Annotated in this window: 16 protein-coding genes and 2 riboswitches; of the genes, 11 read left to right on the top strand and 5 right to left on the bottom strand. The window is 38.2% G+C overall.

The window, feature by feature from the left end:
• Positions 1-3141 (top strand): SbcC/MukB-like Walker B domain-containing protein, encoded by a 3141-nt coding sequence (locus BJL90_RS08400; RefSeq protein WP_070966508.1) that lies wholly within the window; start codon positions 1-3, stop codon positions 3139-3141.
• 122 nt (positions 3142-3263) lie between these two features.
• Positions 3264-4082, top strand: coding sequence for a nitroreductase family protein (locus BJL90_RS08405; protein WP_070966510.1), 819 nt, complete (start codon positions 3264-3266; stop codon positions 4080-4082).
• Between the two features lie 83 nt (positions 4083-4165).
• Here BJL90_RS08405 and ychF read toward each other — a convergent pair whose 3' ends face one another.
• The 4 genes from ychF to larC all read right to left on the bottom strand — a co-directional run bounded on the left by ychF (position 4166) and on the right by larC (position 8346).
• Complete coding sequence (ychF, locus tag BJL90_RS08410; RefSeq protein ID WP_070966513.1) at positions 4166-5260, bottom strand: redox-regulated ATPase YchF; 1095 nt, start codon at positions 5258-5260, stop codon at positions 4166-4168.
• 212 nt (positions 5261-5472) lie between these two features.
• Entirely contained in the window at positions 5473-6219 is a 747-nt protein-coding gene (gene larB, locus BJL90_RS08415) for a nickel pincer cofactor biosynthesis protein LarB (RefSeq protein WP_070966516.1), read from the bottom strand.
• Positions 6220-7023 carry an ATP-dependent sacrificial sulfur transferase LarE gene (gene larE, locus BJL90_RS08420; RefSeq protein WP_070966519.1) on the bottom strand — a complete coding sequence of 268 codons (804 nt, stop codon included), beginning with the start codon at positions 7021-7023 and terminating at the stop codon, positions 6220-6222.
• 54 nt (positions 7024-7077) lie between these two features.
• Positions 7078-8346 (bottom strand): nickel pincer cofactor biosynthesis protein LarC, encoded by a 1269-nt coding sequence (larC, locus tag BJL90_RS08425; protein WP_070966521.1) that lies wholly within the window; start codon positions 8344-8346, stop codon positions 7078-7080.
• Between the two features lie 336 nt (positions 8347-8682).
• Positions 8683-8798, top strand: a riboswitch (SAM riboswitch).
• Positions 8799-8887: 89 nt separating this feature from the next.
• Positions 8888-9003: riboswitch (SAM riboswitch) on the top strand.
• 90 nt (positions 9004-9093) lie between these two features.
• Between larC and BJL90_RS08430 the strand changes: the two genes are divergently transcribed.
• The 9 genes from BJL90_RS08430 (at position 9094) to BJL90_RS08470 (ending at position 17132) form a co-directional block, all read left to right on the top strand.
• Positions 9094-9921 carry a MetQ/NlpA family ABC transporter substrate-binding protein gene (locus BJL90_RS08430; RefSeq protein ID WP_070966524.1) on the top strand — a complete coding sequence of 276 codons (828 nt, stop codon included), beginning with the start codon at positions 9094-9096 and terminating at the stop codon, positions 9919-9921.
• Positions 9922-9932: 11 nt separating this feature from the next.
• Positions 9933-10943 carry a methionine ABC transporter ATP-binding protein gene (locus BJL90_RS08435; RefSeq protein WP_070966527.1) on the top strand — a complete coding sequence of 337 codons (1011 nt, stop codon included), beginning with the start codon at positions 9933-9935 and terminating at the stop codon, positions 10941-10943.
• Positions 10933-11598 carry a methionine ABC transporter permease gene (locus BJL90_RS08440; protein ID WP_070966530.1) on the top strand — a complete coding sequence of 222 codons (666 nt, stop codon included), beginning with the start codon at positions 10933-10935 and terminating at the stop codon, positions 11596-11598. The genes BJL90_RS08435 and BJL90_RS08440 overlap by 11 nt, the downstream gene beginning before the upstream one ends.
• Before the next feature lie 91 nt (positions 11599-11689).
• Positions 11690-13006, top strand: a complete 1317-nt coding sequence (locus BJL90_RS08445; RefSeq protein WP_070966532.1) for a phenylacetate--CoA ligase family protein — start codon at positions 11690-11692, stop codon at positions 13004-13006.
• Between the two features lie 32 nt (positions 13007-13038).
• Entirely contained in the window at positions 13039-14214 is a 1176-nt protein-coding gene (locus BJL90_RS08450; RefSeq protein WP_070973101.1) for a pyridoxal phosphate-dependent aminotransferase, read from the top strand.
• A complete protein-coding gene (locus BJL90_RS08455; RefSeq protein ID WP_070966535.1) occupies positions 14208-14756 on the top strand; it encodes a 2-oxoacid:acceptor oxidoreductase family protein in 549 nt (182 codons plus the stop codon). The genes BJL90_RS08450 and BJL90_RS08455 overlap by 7 nt, the downstream gene beginning before the upstream one ends.
• Positions 14749-15045, top strand: coding sequence for a 4Fe-4S dicluster domain-containing protein (locus BJL90_RS08460; protein WP_070966536.1), 297 nt, complete (start codon positions 14749-14751; stop codon positions 15043-15045). The genes BJL90_RS08455 and BJL90_RS08460 overlap by 8 nt, the downstream gene beginning before the upstream one ends.
• Before the next feature lie 4 nt (positions 15046-15049).
• Entirely contained in the window at positions 15050-16234 is a 1185-nt protein-coding gene (locus BJL90_RS08465) for a transketolase C-terminal domain-containing protein (RefSeq protein WP_070966538.1), read from the top strand.
• The gene (locus tag BJL90_RS08470; protein ID WP_070966541.1) at positions 16227-17132 is read left to right on the top strand and encodes a thiamine pyrophosphate-dependent enzyme; all 906 of its coding nucleotides are present in this window, start codon (positions 16227-16229) and stop codon (positions 17130-17132) included. Before BJL90_RS08465 ends, BJL90_RS08470 begins: the two co-directional genes overlap by 8 nt.
• A gap of 322 nt (positions 17133-17454) precedes the next feature.
• On the opposite strand, the gene BJL90_RS08475 is transcribed toward BJL90_RS08470, so the two are convergent.
• Complete coding sequence (locus BJL90_RS08475; RefSeq protein ID WP_335617847.1) at positions 17455-17775, bottom strand: recombinase family protein; 321 nt, start codon at positions 17773-17775, stop codon at positions 17455-17457.
• Between the last annotated feature and the right edge of the window lie 89 nt (positions 17776-17864).

Here is a 17864-nt window from a genome sequence, read left to right on the forward strand (position 1 = left end):
ATGAGGCCTATTCAACTTACGATGTCAGCCTTTGGCCCTTATGCTGATATTGAAACCATAGATTTTAAGAAATTAAATGATAGAAATATTTTCCTTATAACGGGACCTACAGGCGCTGGAAAAACTACAATATTTGATGGTATTGCTTATGCTATTTATGGTAAAACCAGTGGCTCTGATAGAGATCAAGAGCACATCCGCAGTGACTTCGCCAAAGAGGATATTCTAACCTATGTAGAATTGACCTTTCAACTTCATGGTAAAGAATACTATATAAAACGAATTCCAAAGCAATATAAGAAGAAAACTAGAGGTGAGGGATATACAGAACAAAAATCAGATGCAGAACTAAAGATAATAGGAGAGAATAAAATCTATACAGGGGTTTTGGAGGTAGATCATAAAATAAAAGAAGTTATTGGCCTGACTTATGAGCAGTTTAGACAAATTGTTATGATCCCTCAAGGAGAATTTAGAGAGTTACTGTTGGCGGGAAGTAAAGAAAGACAGGAGATTTTTAGGAAAATTTTTGGTACCAGTGTATTCAAAGAGATTCAGAATCAGCTTTATGAAATGTCCAAAAAGGTCACTTCAGAGATCACTCGGTTAATAGAAGAGAGAAAAACCAATATAAAAAATATATATGTCGGGGAGAATGAAGCGTTAAGTCAAATGATTGTTAGTGAGACAACCAATATGCATGCCTTTGAAGAAGCATTGCAAAATCAAGTGCAACAGGATAAAGAAGAAGAAAAAGTATTAGCAAGAAAAGTGAAAATATTGGAGGAAGTCTGCAATAGACTACGCAAGGATATTAATGAAGCGACAGAGAATAATCAAAAGTTTCAGAAAAAATCGGAGATCGAAGAGGAGAAAAAACAGTTAGAAGAAAAAAAAGAAGAGATTCACCTATACCAGGAGAAGGTAAATAAGAGTAGAAAAACCTTAAGTCTAAAGGGCTTAGAAGATAATTATTTAGGTAATATAGAAAAGACAGAAAGAAAGAAAAAGGAAATAGAAAGTCTACATAAAACGCTGCACGAGGTTGAAGAGGCTTTGAAGGATGCTGAAAAAAAATTATTGGATGAAGAAAATAAACAAGGAGAAAGGCAAGCCTTGATGAATACAACCGTTATCTATAAAGGCTACATAGATAAGGTGAAGAGCTATGAAGATAAAAAGAATCATTATGATGGATTACAAAATACTTTGAAGAAAATGGTTGCAAGTGTTGCCGCTAAAAAGCGTGATGTAGAAACAGTAAAAAATAACATAAAGTCATTGCATCTTCAGTTAGAAGAAGTTAGAAAGGCGTCAAAGACCTCTGTCGTTTTAGTAAGGGATCTAGAAAAAAAAGAGACTTTATATAAAAAATTGAATCAATTCCAACCACTGCTGGAGGAACTAGATACCATCAGAAAACAGTGCAAAGAGCAAATGAAGCAAAAAACTAAAAATCAACAGCAATACCAAGAACAGAAAGTGAAACTTCAGGAAATGCAACAAAACTTTTATAAAGGTTATGCAGGATTCTTGGCTAAGGAATTAAAGAAAGCACATCCTTGTCCTGTATGCGGATCCCAGCATCACCCCAACCCTGCTAAGATGATAGAAAATGTACCTACACAAGAGGTTTTGCAGAAGGAGGAAGAAGTTCTAAGGCTTCTGGATGAGAACTATCGAAAAAGCTATGAAATGTTGGAGCAGTTGATGGCAAAAGGTGCTGCACAAAAACACCGAGTAGATGGCATGAAGATGGAAATACAAGAAATTATTGAGTCAGACATAAGTGGACTTGAAAAGGAAGCTCTGACAAGTTTTATAAAGGACAAGCTAAAGGCATTGGGAGAAGAAATCCTCCTCCTAAGGCAACAGTGCAAGGTTTTAGAGGAGCAGCAGAAAAGAGAAGAAGTCTTAACCCTAGAGTTGGCGCAGAAGAACGAATTATTAGAAGAAGAAGAAAAACAGTTGGAAATCATTAGCGAAAATCATACGAAGCTCTATGGAGAGGTACAAAAGGAAATTAGCATCATTGAAACCATAGAAAAGGAATTACCAGAAGATATTAGAACACATCGAAAACTACAGGATAAGATAGCAGCTGTGGTAAATAAATATGAACTGATGGAAAAGGCATTTCAAGATGCAAAGGAAGGTTTTCAACAGTGTAAGGAGAAAAAGACAAGTTTGTTAAAAGAAAAGTCTATCAAGGAAGATGATCTTAAGGAAATGACGATAGAATGCAGTGAGCTCCAGAAAAAACTTGAAGAAGAAATCATAGCACTAGGTTTTAAGGATCAAGAGGATTATTTTTCTGCTAAACTTACAGAGGGTGAAATAGAAGCGTTGGATAAGAAAATTAAAGAATATAATGAAAGCGTAAAGTCTAATGAAGATCGGTATAGAGAGATTATTGAAGCACTTAAGGGTTCAGAAGTGGTAGACATAAAAGAAATTGAAAATACTCTGAAAGAAAAAGAAGAGGAGAAAAATAATCTAAACACAAAAAGAACTGAAGTTTTCGCTCGAATAAAACATAATGCTGATATCACTAGGAATATTCAAAGGATTAATGATGCTATAGGAAAGCAAGAAAAACACTATAGCGTGATTGGAGACTTGGCAAAGGTTGCAAGGGGAGACAATCGTGAAAAAATTACCTTTGAAAGCTATGTGTTAGCAGCATATTTTGACGATATTATTGAGGCAGCCAACTTAAGGTTGGGGAAAATGACAGGTAATAGGTATGAAATGAGTAGAATAAAAGAAAAAGGCAAGGGCAATGCCCAAAGCGGATTAGAGATAGAAGTTTTTGATAACTATACAGGCAAGGCAAGGCATATCAAATCCCTTTCAGGTGGAGAGAAATTTGAAGCCTCACTTTCCTTAGCACTAGGGTTAGCAGATGTAGTACAGTCCTATGCTGGGGGTATCAGTCTTGAAACGATGTTTATTGATGAAGGGTTTGGAACACTGGACACAAAATCTCTAGATAGTGCGATAGAATGCCTTTTGGAACTCCAAAATTCTGGTCGGTTGGTGGGAATTATTTCCCATGTTCAAGAGTTGAAGGATAGAATCCCTACACGACTGGAGATTGAGCAAGGGGTAGGAGGAAGTAAGACAAGGTTTATTGTGTAAGAGAGGCCGAAAAAATATTTCTATAATTAAATTAAATATTGTTTTTAAAACATAAAGTAGTTGGGTAGATATAAAAACATAATAAATTTAAATTATTAGAAATAAAGAGGAGGCCAAAAAAGATGAAGTTTACAAATTTAGTAGAAGAAATGAAAACAGTAAGAGACTTTAAAAAAGAAGCTGTGGACAAAAGCTTGATTCAAAAAGTTATAGAGGCTGGCAATAGGATAAAGGGTATTGTAGAAGATGCCAAAGTATCTATAATGTTTATTGAGAATGGTAAAGAAGCTTATAAGATGCTGTCTGGAAAAGCAGGGTATTATGGTAAAATGATGGAGGCACCACACTATATGGCGATAGTAACAGAAGCATATCCTTATGCTGTGGAAAATAGCGGATACATCATGGAGTGGATGCGCTTAAAGGCTTGGGAGCTGGGGTTGGGGACTTGTTGGCTGAATGTGGAAGATGGAGAAGATGTCAAAAAGACTTTAGGGATTAAGGAAGCAGGTGTAATTACTTCTTTTATTGCAATAGGTGTTCCTTATACGGGTATTTTTAAAAAGGATACATCTCAAAAACCTAGCAGAATGAGCATTAAGGACTTAGTATACCTTGAAGAATGGGGAAATCCTTGCAGCATTGAGTACTTAGATACCCGTGCTATGACCAATATATTTTATTATACAAAGCTAGCACCATCTTGGGGAAACAAGCAACCATGGCGTTTTATTATAGATAGAGATCGAGTACTACTCATCATGAGCAAAGAACAACAGCAAAGTATGAGAATTGATTCAGGGATTGTGATGCTCTATTTCCAAAAAGCAGCTGAAGAAGAAGGAATTACAGGTAAGTGGGAGTTGGCAGCAGGAGAAGTGATGGAAAGGAAATATAATATTCCACAGGAATATGTGCTAATCGGATATTATGGTATATAGTCGCTAAAATCCACCCTCAATCATAAAAGCAAAGCACTTCTATAGATGTTATAGAGGTGTTTTGCTTTTATAAAAAGTTTTATTTACACATTAAATCTAAATAAAATAACATCTCCATCCTGCACTACATATTCCTTACCCTCTAGTCGAACAAGACCCTTTTCCTTTGCAGCGGTATAGGTACCACAGCTTACAAGGGCGTCGAAGGCAACAACTTCAGCGCGAATGAAACCTCTTTCGAAGTCAGAGTGAATTTTCCCAGCCGCCTGTGGAGCTTTTGTGCCTTTTTTAATAGTCCAAGCCCTTACTTCCTTTGGCCCGGCTGTCAGATAACTGATGAGTCCTAGGAGTGAGTAAGAAGCCTGTACTAAACGGTCAAGGCCAGACTGATTTAGCCCCAATTCTTCTAAGAACATAGCTTTTTCCTCTTCCTCCAACTCTGAAATTTCCGCTTCGATTTTTGCACAGATCACAACAACTTCTGCACCTTCTGTTTTAGCAAACGCTTTTAATTGCTGAACATAAGGATTGTCAGCACCTTCATTAGCCACTTCATTCTCTGCTACATTGGCGATATAAATAATAGGTTTCATAGACAAAAGATTAAAGGTTTTTAAGATTTCTAGCTCTTTTTCATCATATTCTAAGCTACGGGCAGATAAACCTTCTTCAAGCGCGCTATGAATTCTTTTAAGTAAATCTACTTCGGCTAATAAGCTTTTATCTCCTTTAGCTAGTTTTTCAGACTTTTGAAGTCTTTTTTCTACCATTTCAAGGTCTGAGAAAATTAATTCTAAATTGATGGTTTCGATGTCTCTTAGGGGATTAACGCTTCCCTCTACATGGGTAATATTGGAATCTTCAAAGCATCGAACTACTTGAAGAATAGATGCTACCTCACGAATGTGAGAGAGAAATTTATTACCCAAACCTTCTCCCTTACTTGCGCCCCGTACCAATCCTGCAATATCATAAAACTCAATTGCTGCTGGAATTGTCTTTTCAGATTGATATAAATCTGTTAAAAATTTCAGTCTATCATCAGGAACCGCAACTACCCCTACATTAGGCTCTATCGTACAAAAGGGATAGTTAGCAGACTCTGCTCCTGCTTGAGTAATTGCATTAAACAATGTACTTTTTCCAACATTAGGTAGACCCACAATGCCTAGTTTCATGTAAATCTTCCTTTCTATATAAAATTCAAATGTTTATCAGTATAGATGTGCGCCCCTAAATTTTAATATACTAAGGGCTACATTTGTAGCCCACGGTTTTGGGGCGAAACCGTAGACCGTGTATATTAAAATTTAACTTTAGAAGCGCGCATCTATATACACATAGGTAAAATTATACCCTATTGAAGATGCCTTAGCAATATTTAATGCAGCTATAATTTGTTGATCATACTAGCCATATAGCCAGCGCCAAAACCATTATCGATATTGACCACGGCAGTACCACTGGAGCAGCTATTTAACATAGACAGAAGGGCTGCTAAACCGCCGAAATTTGCGCCATAGCCTATGCTAGTAGGCACAGCAATCACTGGTTTGTCAACAAGTCCGCCAACAACACTGGCTAAAGCTCCCTCCATGCCGGCTACAGCAATGACAACCTTAGCTTCCCTAATGATATCTAATTTAGAAAATAACCGATGAATTCCAGCTACACCTACGTCATAAATTCGTTCCACTTTGTTGCCAAAAACTTCTGCGGTCATAGCAGCTTCCTCTGCAATAGGAATATCAGAAGTACCTCCAGTAGCAACCACAATATAACTATCACTTATTTGAATTTTTTTTTGCAAAAGAGTAATGATTTTAGCCATTTTATTATATTCCACCATGGGAAATTTTTCTTTTACAGCTAAATACATTTCTTCAGTGGCTCTTGTACCTAAAATATTGCTGCCTTTATGAAACATCACACCTACAATGTCTACAACCTGTTCAACGGTTTTACCACTGCAGTAAATTACCTCTGGATAACCTTGACGCAACTCTCTATGATGATCTATTTTTGCAAAACCTAAGTCTTGATAGGGTAATTGTTTCAATATGGAAAGAGCTTCTTCCACTGGAAGTTTATTTTCTTTCACATCTAATAATAAATTTTCTATCGTTTTTGCATTCATTTATGATAACACCTCATTTTGACTTCCTGTTCTATAACCCTCTAAATCAACAGTAACATATTGAAAGCCCATGGCTTTAAAATCTACAGAAATTTTCTTCATTTGCTTTTCTTCTAATAAATCCTTTAGTCGATCAGGAGCTACCTCAATCCTTGCCAATTGGTCATGGAGCCGAACTCTTGCTACAGGAAAGCCTAAATCGATTAGGTACTTTTCTGCTTTCTCCACCTTTCTTAAATCCTCCTCTATAATTTTTTGGCCATACTGAATTCTTGTTAAGATACATGCATAAGCAGGTTTGTCCCATGTAGGAAGGCTTAATATTTTAGACATCTGTCGGATTTCATCCTTAGTAAAACCTACTTCTAAAAGAGGACTAACCACATTTAGCTCTTTTAGCGCCTTCATACCTGGACGGTAATCCTTCGTATCATCGAAATTTGTACCATCCGCTACATAAAGAAAGTTGTTTTCTTTAGCAAAATCTAAAATTCCTTGAAAAACCTTTTTCTTACAAAGATAGCACCGGTCGCTGGGATTGTACTGAATCTCATCGGGAATTTCCTTGTGCTCTATAATAACATGAGAAATACCCAGCTGTGTTGTTAATTCTTTGGTCTCTTCGATTTCCCACTGTAGATGAAAGGGCGCTTTGATGGTAAGAGCCATTGCTTGATCTCCTAGGGCCTCCTTAGCTGCCTGTAATAAAAAGGTACTATCCACGCCTCCAGAAAAAGCAATCACAACACTTTCTAAAGACTTTATGTATTCTAGTAGTTTCTTATATTTATCATGTAGCGTCAATTTTATGCCCCCTTAATAAGTAAAATTTTTTTGCAGTTATCTCCTATGTGCAACTTAGTTACTATATAATTTTTCTACCAGCTCATATACCGCTTTTAATGGTATATGATGAGATGCTGCAATTTTCTTGCAGTCTTCATATTCAGCCTTCCATTTTACTACTTTGTTCTTATAAAGGGCTAATTTTATTCTAACAGCGCCATAGGGTGTATCTACCGTGACAATTTCTCTACCCATCATGCTTTTATCCACATCATAACTGCGGGTGCCTAGGGTTGTGGTCTCCTCATATAGGATAGAAATCATCTTATCAACGATTTGAGGACTACACAAAACACTAAGCTTCATAGCTGGTCTGCTTTTTTTCATAGTAATAGGGGTAAGGTAAACATCCATGGCACCTTCAGCTAGGAGTTTCTCCATCACATATTGGTAAAGTTCGGGGTTCATATCGTCAATATTACACTCTATTATTTTTGCTTTTTCTTCCAGATGATCATCTGCTTCTCCTAAAAATACCCGTAGTACATTGGGAATAGCATTGTCTCTGTGGCCTATACCATAACCTACTTTTGTAATAGAGAAATTTTTATTAGAAGTATATTTATCCCCCAATATCTTGGCGATTACAGCTCCTGTAGGGGTAGTCATCTCTTTTTGAATTTCTCCTGAGACAATGGGGATTCCTTTTAAAATTTCTGTGGTAGCTGGCGCTGGAACAGGGAATATGCCATGGGCACAATTTACAAATCCGCCTCCTACCGTGATAGGGGAGAAGATCACCTTATCTACTTTTAAAAGATTGTAGCAAATAGCGGCGCCTACGATATCTACGATAGAATCTACTGCACCTACCTCATGGAAATGCACTTCTTCTATGGGTTTACCGTGGATTTTTGCCTCTGCAACTGCTACATCTCTAAACATCTCTAAACTGAGTTCCTTTACAGTAGGGTGTAAATCACTATGGTGAATAATAGCCTCGATGTCGTGAAGATTTCTATGGTGATGATGATGTTTTTTTTCATGGTGATGTGCATGGTTGTCATGACAGTGGTGCTCATGGTGATGTGCATGATTATGAGAACAAGAGGTTTCGTCATGATGATGGTCTTCAGGCAAATGATGCAACAATTTGACATCTACTTTTGTACCTGTAATTCCTTTTCTTTCATCCCTGGTAACGACCAATTCATACTCATTTAGGTGAAGCTTTTCTAGTTCTCTCCTTAAAATAGCTTCATCTACACCAAGATCAATCATTGCACCTAAATTCATATCTCCGCTGATACCGGAGAAGCAATCGTAGTATAGTATTTTCATAGCATTCCTCCTGAGATTTTAAAAACTAGTTTTTGAAAATATAAGCTTTTTATAGTATTTCCTTATTATACTATAACAAACAAAGATAAAAAAATAGTATAATTTATTTTAAAATCAAAAAAAGCATTTACCAACACTGTTCTTGTTAAGTGTAATGGGGTACATTTAATAGTAGGCAGTTTATAGAATCTTTAATTTTTTAGTAGTGAAAAACTAGATTTTTAAATATTGTTAGTATACTACCAAAAAAATACAATAAACTTTTTAAAATTTCTTGTTGACTTTCAAAAATAAATCCTATATAATCATATCAAAATAATATGAATTGATTGTTAATTCTTATCCAGAGAGGTGGAGGGATAGGCCCGATGAAACCCAGCAACCGGCACAGAAGTGCAAGGTGCTAATTCCTACAGCCAACTGTGGTTTACAGTGGAGCTGAAAGATGAGAGATGGTATAGGCGCGCATGCCCTCTCTTATCGAGAGGGTTTTTTTATTACCTAAGAAAACTGTACGTACAAACAAAACTACAAAGGATAACTCTTATCCAGAGAGGTGGAGGGATAGGCCCGATGAAACCCAGCAACCGGTACACAAGTGCAAGGTGCTAATTCCTACAGCCAACTGTGGTTTACAGTAGAGCTGAGAGATGAGAGAGAGCTAGATACCTAACCTCTCTTGTCGAGAGGTTTTTTTAATTAATACTAATGTTTTTAAAAAAATAATTAAAGAAAAGAGGAGAGTTTATGAAACACAGAGTAAAGGTATTGTTTTTAGTTGTAGCAATTTTAGCAGTGATATTTACAGGATGTCAAAAGGTAGATAGTGCAGAAGTGAGTGAAAAGTTGGTTATCGGTGTAGCTCCAGGGCCCTATGGTGATATGTTTAAAAGAGCGATTCAACCACAGTTAGAAGAAAGAGGTTATGTTGTAGAAGTAAAAGAGTTTAGTGACTATGTACTACCAAATCAGGCACTTGCAAATAAAGAGATTACTGCCAACATGTTTCAGCATGCTGTATACTTAGAAAAATTTTCTCAGGATCATAATTTGGAATTGTCATCAGTAATCAATATTCCTACAGCAGCAGTAGGCTTGTATTCTAATAGAATAAAATCTTTAGATGACTTAGAGGAAGGCAGTGTTGTAACGATTGCTAATGATCCCACCAACTTAGCCCGAGCCTTGAGACTTTTAGAGGCAGCAGGTTTAGTAACCATCAGTGAGAATATGGACCCCACAACTGCCTCTGAAAAAGATATCGTTGAAAACCCAAAGAACTTACAGATTACTCCAGTAGAGGCGGCACAATTACCTAGAACCTTAGAGAGCTCAGATTTAGCTGCCATCAATGGTAACTTTGCAATTGCTGCAGGAATCGACCTTTCCACCGCGATTGTTATGGAAACATTGGAGGAACCTTACAAAAACTTAATTGCTGTAAGAACAGAAGATTTAGATAAAGAATTTGTAAAGGATATGAAAGAAATTGTACAATCAGAAGCCTTCAGAGAGGCCATTAATAATCCAAACGATATATTTAATAGTTTTCAAAAACCTGATTGGTTTGAATAGGGGGAATTGACTTGATCAGTCTTGAGAATATTTCGGTGACATTTAAAGCAGCAAATCAAGTAGTTGGCGCTGTAAGAGAAGCTTCTCTCACGATAGAAAAAGGAGAAATCTTTGGGATTGTTGGTTCTAGTGGAGCAGGTAAAAGTACACTGCTCCGTACCATCAACCTCCTAGAAAAACCAACCTCCGGTGCTGTGGTGATAGATGGGACAGATATTACGGATTTCACAGGGGAAGAGCTTAGAAAAACAAGGTTAAAAATAGGTATGATTTTTCAACATTTCAATTTAATCCGTGGTAAAACAGTGTTTGATAATATTGCCTTTGCTATGAAGGCGGCTGAAAAGTCAAAAGAAGAAATAAAAGATAGAGTAGAGAAGCTTTTGAAGATCGTAGGCTTATCTGATAAAAGAGATGTTTACCCTTCTAAGCTAAGTGGAGGACAAAAACAAAGAGTTGGCATTGCTAGAGCTCTTGCCAATGAACCACAAATTCTTTTATGTGATGAACCTACATCTGCACTGGATTTGGAAACAACAAAGTCTATCCTGCAATTGCTCAAGGAAATCAACAGAAATTTAGGTATTACCATCGTACTTATTACCCATGAGATGGATGTGGTGAAAAATATCTGTGATCGTGTTGCTGTGATGAGAAAGGGTGAAGTGGTGGAGATAGGTAGTGTTTATGATGTGTTTGCCACACCAAAACATGCGTTTACTAAAAAACTGGTGGAACATACCTTTAACTTAGAATTACCACGGGAAATCTTTAAAGCGCTAAAGGGGAAGATCATGAAAATTGTCTACAGAGGCAATTCTGCACTAGAACCTATTCTTTCTCAAGCAGCAAAGAAATTTGATTTAGATTTAAATATTCTCCACGGAAAAATTGAGTATATAGGAAATCAATCTATAGGCGTTTTGGTAGTAGCCTTTAATGGTGCAGCAGGAGATATAGAGCAAGGACTAGATTATATAAGAGAAAATACAGATGTAACGGAGGTGTCCTATGCAAGCTAGTATAGTTACAGAATTGGTATCTAATTTAACAAAAGCAATGGGAGAAACCTTCGAGATGGTGGGAATTTCTCTATTTGCCGCTATTATTCTAGGGGTTCCTCTGGGACTCTTTATCTATATTACTTCTCAAGGATTGTTTTTTGAAAGTAAAACCTTAAACTTCGTTGGAGGAATTCTTGTGAATGTTATTCGGTCAGTGCCTTTTGTCATTCTTCTGGTATTGTTACTACCATTGACGAAGTTAATTACAGGAACCACCATTGGGGCAAAGGCTGCTTCTGTTCCTCTTTCTGTGGCGGCAGTAGCATTTTATGCCCGATTGGTGGAGGCTTCCTTTCGTGAAGTAGATAGGGGTGTCATTGAAGCAGCCATTGCCATAGGGGCAAAACCCTTTATGATTATTCGACATGTGCTGTTGACGGAGGCTTTACCCTCCCTAATCAATGGGGTGACAGTCACCGCCATCAGCCTCATCGGTTACTCTGCCATGGCGGGAATCGTAGGCGGGGGCGGTATAGGAGACCTTGCTATACGATTTGGCTATTATCGTTATGAGACAGATGTTATGTTGGTAACTGTAGTTGTTTTAGTAGTATTGGTGCAGGTTTTACAATTTTTAGGGGATCATTTCTCTAAAATAGTGGACAAAAGATAGCAACAGTGCCGAAGGCTGCAAATGTAGTTTTAGTATATTAAAATTCCCAGGCAATATCTAAATAGAAGACTTTAATAAAGGAGGCAATATAATGGGTTACAGACAATTTTGGAACAAAGAAATCGAAACACTTTCTAGAGAAGAGTTAGAGGCTTATCAAGTAGATCAGCTTTCTCAACATCTACTACTGGCCTATAACCAATCTGCATATTATAAAGAAGCTTTTGATCAGGCTGGGGTAAAACCCTCGGATTTTAAAGAGCTTTCGGATATTAGAAAATTTCCTTTTACCAATAAACAAATAGAGCGGGAACGACAAGGTTTAAAACCTTTTCTAGGGGATATGACGGCAGTAGAGGAGGAGGAGGTTGTGTTTGTTTCTGCCTCCAGTGGCTCTACGGGAGTGCCTACGCTAAGCCCTTTTACCCGTCAGGATTTTGAGGAGTTTCAGGATGTGCAGAGCAGATTGTTTTGGGCAGCAGGCATGCGACCAACTGATAGATACGTTCACGCATTAAACTTTACTTTGTTTGTAGGCGGGCCAGATGTCATTGGGGCACAAAACCTTGGGGCATTGTGTTTATGGGCAGGGGCGATTCCCTCTGATCGTCTGCTATTTATCCTAAAAGAGTTTCAACCTACCATGATTTGGACTACACCCTCCTATGCATGGTATTTAGGAGAAACCGCCCGTAAGCAGGGGATTGACCCTGCCAAAGACCTTGCTATCAAAAGAATTATTGTGGCAGGTGAAGCAGGAGGGTCGATTGATGCTACAAGAACTGCTATTGAAGAATTATGGGGCGCGGAGGTTTATGATTTTTACGGAATCTCAGATATATTTGGTGCATGTGCCGGTGCTTGTGAAGCAAGAGACGGTCTGCACATTGCCGAGGACCATATCTTGGTGGAGGTATTAAATCCCGAAACCTTAGAGCCTGTAGAGGAGGGTGAAAGAGGAGAGTTGGTTTTGACTACCCTGCGTAAGACAGCAAGACCTATGATAAGATTCCGCACAGGAGATATTGTCACCTATACAAAAGAACCTTGTACATGCGGCAGAACCCACGGGAGAGTCAATATTACGGGACGATTAGATGATATGTTTATTGTCTCCGGGGTGAATGTATTTCCTAGTGACGTTGAATTTGTGATAAGAAATATTCCAGAGCTTACTGGGGAATATCGTATTACTGTATTTACAGAGAACTTTACAACCAAGTATAAGGTGGAGGTAGAGAAATTAGCTACTTCAGATATAGATGAAGCAGCTTTGATTGCAAAGGTACAGGACAGCATAAAAACCCGATTGGGTGTTAGACCTAAGGAGGTTGTTCTTTTAAAAGAAGGGGAACTACCAAGAGCTACCCATAAGGCAAAGCGATTAATTGATTTGAGAAATAACTAATAATATAAATTTTCAGGGAGAGGAAGATGTTTATGCCAGAAATAAGTAGTCGATTAGCGGGGTTTACAGAATCAATCATTAGACGTATGACAAGAATTGCCAACCAATACGGTGCGGTGAATTTATCTCAGGGATTTCCTGATTTTGAGCCGCCTGTAGAGATACAAGAAGCTCTGGAGAAAGTGGCCAAGGAAGGACCGCATCAATATGCCGTTACCTGGGGGGCACCAAACTTCAGAGAAGCCTTGGCGAAGAAACAGTCAAAGTATATGGGAATTCCTATTGATCCAAATTCAGAGATCGTCGTTACCTGTGGTAGTACAGAAGCCATGATGGTAGCCATGATGACGGTTTGTAATCCAGGAGATAAGGTGATTGTATTTTCTCCTTTTTATGAGAATTATGGGGCAGATACTATTTTATGCGGTGCAGAGCCTATCTATGTACCACTATATCCTCCAACCTTTCACTTTGATATAGAAGAATTGAGAAGGGCTTTTCAACAAAAACCAAAGGCATTAATTCTTTGTAATCCCTCTAATCCTACCGGGAAAGTATTTACCCTAGAGGAGCTACAGGTGATTGCCCAGTTGGCGGAGGAGTATGATACCTTTGTGATCACGGATGAAGTTTATGAGCATATAGTATTTGAACCCTATAAGCACATTTACTTTGCTTCCCTGCCAGGTATGTTTAAACGTACGATTTCTTGTAGTTCTTTATCTAAGACCTACTCTATCACTGGATGGCGACTGGGTTATGTGATTGCTCCAGCGGAGATTATTGACCCTGCCCGTAAGGTACATGACTTTCTAACAGTGGGGGCTGCAGCACCATTACAGGAGGCAGCTGTTGTAGGTTTGGAGTTTAATGATTTATATTACGAGGAGCTACAGGAAACCTATAGAAAAAAACGTGATCTCTTCCTCAAGGGATTAGATGAAATTGGACTTATTTATACTGTTCCCCAAGGAGCTTATTATGTATTAGTAGATATTTCAGAGTTTGAGGCTCCCAATGATGTAGAATTCTGTGAGTGGCTGGCAAAGGAAGTAGGGGTGGCGGCTGTACCGGGTTCCAGTTTCTTTAGAGAAGATGTGAATCATTTGATACGCTTCCATTTTGCAAAGCAAGAAGAAACTTTAAAAGAGGCATTAAAACGCCTAGCAAAACTTCGTGAAAAAGTGGAGGAGGGAGTTACATGGTAGAAGTGAGATGGCACGGCAGAGGTGGTCAGGGAAGCTTTACTGTATCGAGAATACTAGGGGCTGCAGCAACTTTATATGGAAATAAATATGCATTGGCCTTCCCCTCCTTTGGTCCCGAGAGAAGAGGAGCACCAGTTTTAGCTTTTACGAAAATTGATGAGGAGAAAATCATAGATCGTACTGAGGTAAAATCCTGTGATTATGCTGTTGTATTGGATGAGACCCTTGTAAACAAACAGATTTTAGCAACGATAAAACCCAATGGTAAAGTGATTATCAACACCAACCATCCAGAAAGGTATGCTGATTGGCAAGGGGTGGAAGTAGTAACGATAGACGCTACATCTCTTGCCCTGGAGATATTGGGGAAACCCATTACCAATACAGCTATGTTGGGAGCGCTTTTAGGGGCAACAGAAATCATCTCTTTAGAGGCTGCCATCAAAGGTGTGGAGACAGGGTTACCTGTCAAAATTGTCAATAAAAATGTTGTATTACTAAAGAAAGCCTATGAAGCAGTGAAAGGGGTGTCCTATGAGTAGACCTGTTGTTCGGCCTTATAAGAAACCAGTGCATATTAAAGAGTATCCAAAGGGTACATGTTTTACAGCCGGTTATTTAGTGACAGAAAATGCAGATTGGAGAACAGAAAAACCTGTGATCAATAATCAAAGCTGTAATGGATGTTTCTATTGTTATTTGTGTTGTCCTGAGGGAGTTATCTTTAAAAAAGAAAATAAAGTAGACATTGATTATAAATTTTGTAAAGGTTGTGGCATTTGCGCTAAGGCTTGTAAAGCTAAGGCTATCACAATGATTAGGGAGGAGTAGGGTAATGGAAAAAGTATTTATTTCTGGGAATGAAGCTGTAGCAGTAGGAACGAAATTATCTAGACCTCATGTTATTTCGGCATATCCTATCACTCCACAGACCATCGTAGTAGAGCGTCTTTCTGAGATGGTGGAGGAAGGAAGTATCAAGGCAGAGTTTATGCATGTAGAATCAGAACATTCAGCGTTATCTGCTGCCATGGGGGCTAGTGCTATAGGTGCTAGAACTTTTACAGCCAGTTCTTCTCAGGGACTTTTATATATGGCAGAATGTATGCATTATGCCAGCGGCGGTAGGTTTCCTATTGTCATGATGAACGCCAATCGTTCCTTGGCTTTACCTTGGAGTATCTATGGGGACCAAAGAGATTCGTTATCTCTTTTGGATTCTGGATGGCTGCAGGTCTATGTAGAAGATGCACAGGAAAGTTTAGACATGGTGATACAGTCCTATGCCATTGCGGAGCATCCTGATGTGTTGACCCCTACTATACTGAACTTGGATGGATTTATTCTAACCCACACCTATGAATTAGTGGAGATACCCAAGCAAGAAGAGGTGGATGATTTTTTACCACCCTACAAAACCACCAACAAGTTTGATCTAGATAATCCTACGAATATGTGCTTTAGCTCTTCACCGGCAGATAATATGGCTTTTAAGTATCAACAGCACAAGGCGGCATTAGACGCTGCAAAGGTGATTAAAGAAGTAAATGAAAATTTTGCAAAGCGATTCCATAGGGATTATGGAGGACTGATCCAAGCTTATCGCTGTGAGGATGCGGAGGTTGTCTTAATTGCTCTAGGCAGTGTTTGCGGCACTTGTCGTACTGTGGTGGATGCCTTAAGACAACAAGGACAAAAAGTAGGTTTGCTGAAGATTCGTTTTATGCGTCCTTTCCCAGAGAAGGAAATTCTTGAGGTATTAAAGGATGTAAAGGCGGTAGGGGTAATTGATAAGGATATTTCTTTTGGTTATGAAGGTACTGTCTATACTAATGTTAACTCTGCCTTAGCAAAAGGAGCTCAAGGCATACAGAGCCTAAACTTTATTGCAGGGTTGGGTGGTAGAGATATTTCGAAGGAAGATATTCAAGGGATGTTTGAAAAGCTACAGAAAGCTGTAGGAACAAAGGTAGAGGAACATATACACTTTATTAATCTGGGGGTGGAGATCGATGAGTAGGGAAAAAAACATAAATGCCCGTAGCATTACAGATGAAGAATACTTTTATGGTCATAAGGCTTGCGCAGGTTGTGGAGGAAGTTTAGCAGTTCGACTGGTTTTAAAGGTATTGGGACAGAGAACCTTTACAGTGCTTCCTGCCGGTTGTATGTCGGCGGTAGGATTTAATTATCCTCAGTTATGTTTTACCACCAATGCCATGATTTCCACCTTTGCAGGAACAGCTTCTATGATCTCAGGCGTAGCAGCGGGAGCAAGAGCATTAGGTATTAAGGATTTCCATTCTGTAGGTATTGCTGGAGATGGAGGTACTGCGGATATCGGTATTCAAGCTCTTTCTGGTGCCATAGACCGTAGAGAAAAAATTATTTATATCTGCTATGACAACGAGGCTTACATGAACACAGGGATTCAAAAGAGTGGTTTGACCCCCTATGGTACTCGTACCACCACGACACCAGCAGGAGAAAACATTCGAGGAACCATCACAACCAAGAAAAATATGTTTGAAATTGTCGCTGCCCATGGCATTGACTATGCAGCCACTGCCAGTATCGGTTATATACAGGATTTTTTAAATAAGATTAACAAGGCAAAACAAGTAGATGGCACCTCCTACATCCATGTATACGCTCCTTGTCCTACTGGATGGGGAACTTCCGCTGACTCTGCTATAGAATTAGGCAAAGAAGTAGTAGATTGTGGCTTATGGTATCTAGCAGAATATGAAAACGGGGAATTTCTTCTAAATAAAAATCCTAAGGAGTTTGCATCTGCTGAAGACTATCTAAAAAATCAAGGTCGATTTAAACACTTATTAAAGGAAGATATAGAGAAGATCATCAAAGATCGTGATGGGAAGTGGGAAAAGATTAGAAAAAGTTGGGTAAAATCCTAGATGAAAAATTACAAAAAAGCTTTAACTGCTAAAGTAAGGAAATGAATAAATTCATTTCCTTACTTTGCATGCAATGCTATAGGTATATGTATTTAGGCCTAATACCAGCAACCATGTCGTGTACTGAAAAGTAATTGTAAATATATGTAAATTCATTAAACCATTGCCACACTTCGCAAAATGTAGCGATGGTTTATATTAGGGGGAATGAAAACGATCCGTGTAAAAACTGCAATAGAAAATACTGAGTATGTTAACTTCTTCAATTAGAGGCTAGTATCAGTAAAGCCAGACTTAAAGTTTCTAGTAACAATTGTTTTCATTAGTTCTTTCCTTCCCAATCTTTTTTCAACCTATAAAATGTATTTCTTTTCAAGTTAAGTATTTCCATAGCTTTAGCCCATGTTATTTCTCTGGTCATATATTTGCTATAAACATCTTCCCAATTCTTAGGGAAGTCTATTTTTTTACACCCTTTATATTGCCTTTCGGATTTGGCTAAAGTAATTCCTTCTTTCTGCCTTTCTAAAAGACACTCTCTTTCAAATTCAGCTATGGCTCCTATCGTGGTAAGCATAAACTTTCCAGTAGGCGTTGTAGTATCTAAATATAGCCTAATTTCATGTGATCCTCCATCTCGAATTGTTTATAAGAAAATTATATGAATTTTATTTGTTTGAAATCAAGATATCTTAAAATAGATGTTTAAAAATAACAAAATTAACTTTAAGC

It is taken from the genome of Clostridium formicaceticum, from assembly GCF_001854185.1.
Taxonomy (GTDB): domain Bacteria; phylum Bacillota; class Clostridia; order Peptostreptococcales; family Natronincolaceae; genus Andreesenella; species Andreesenella formicacetica.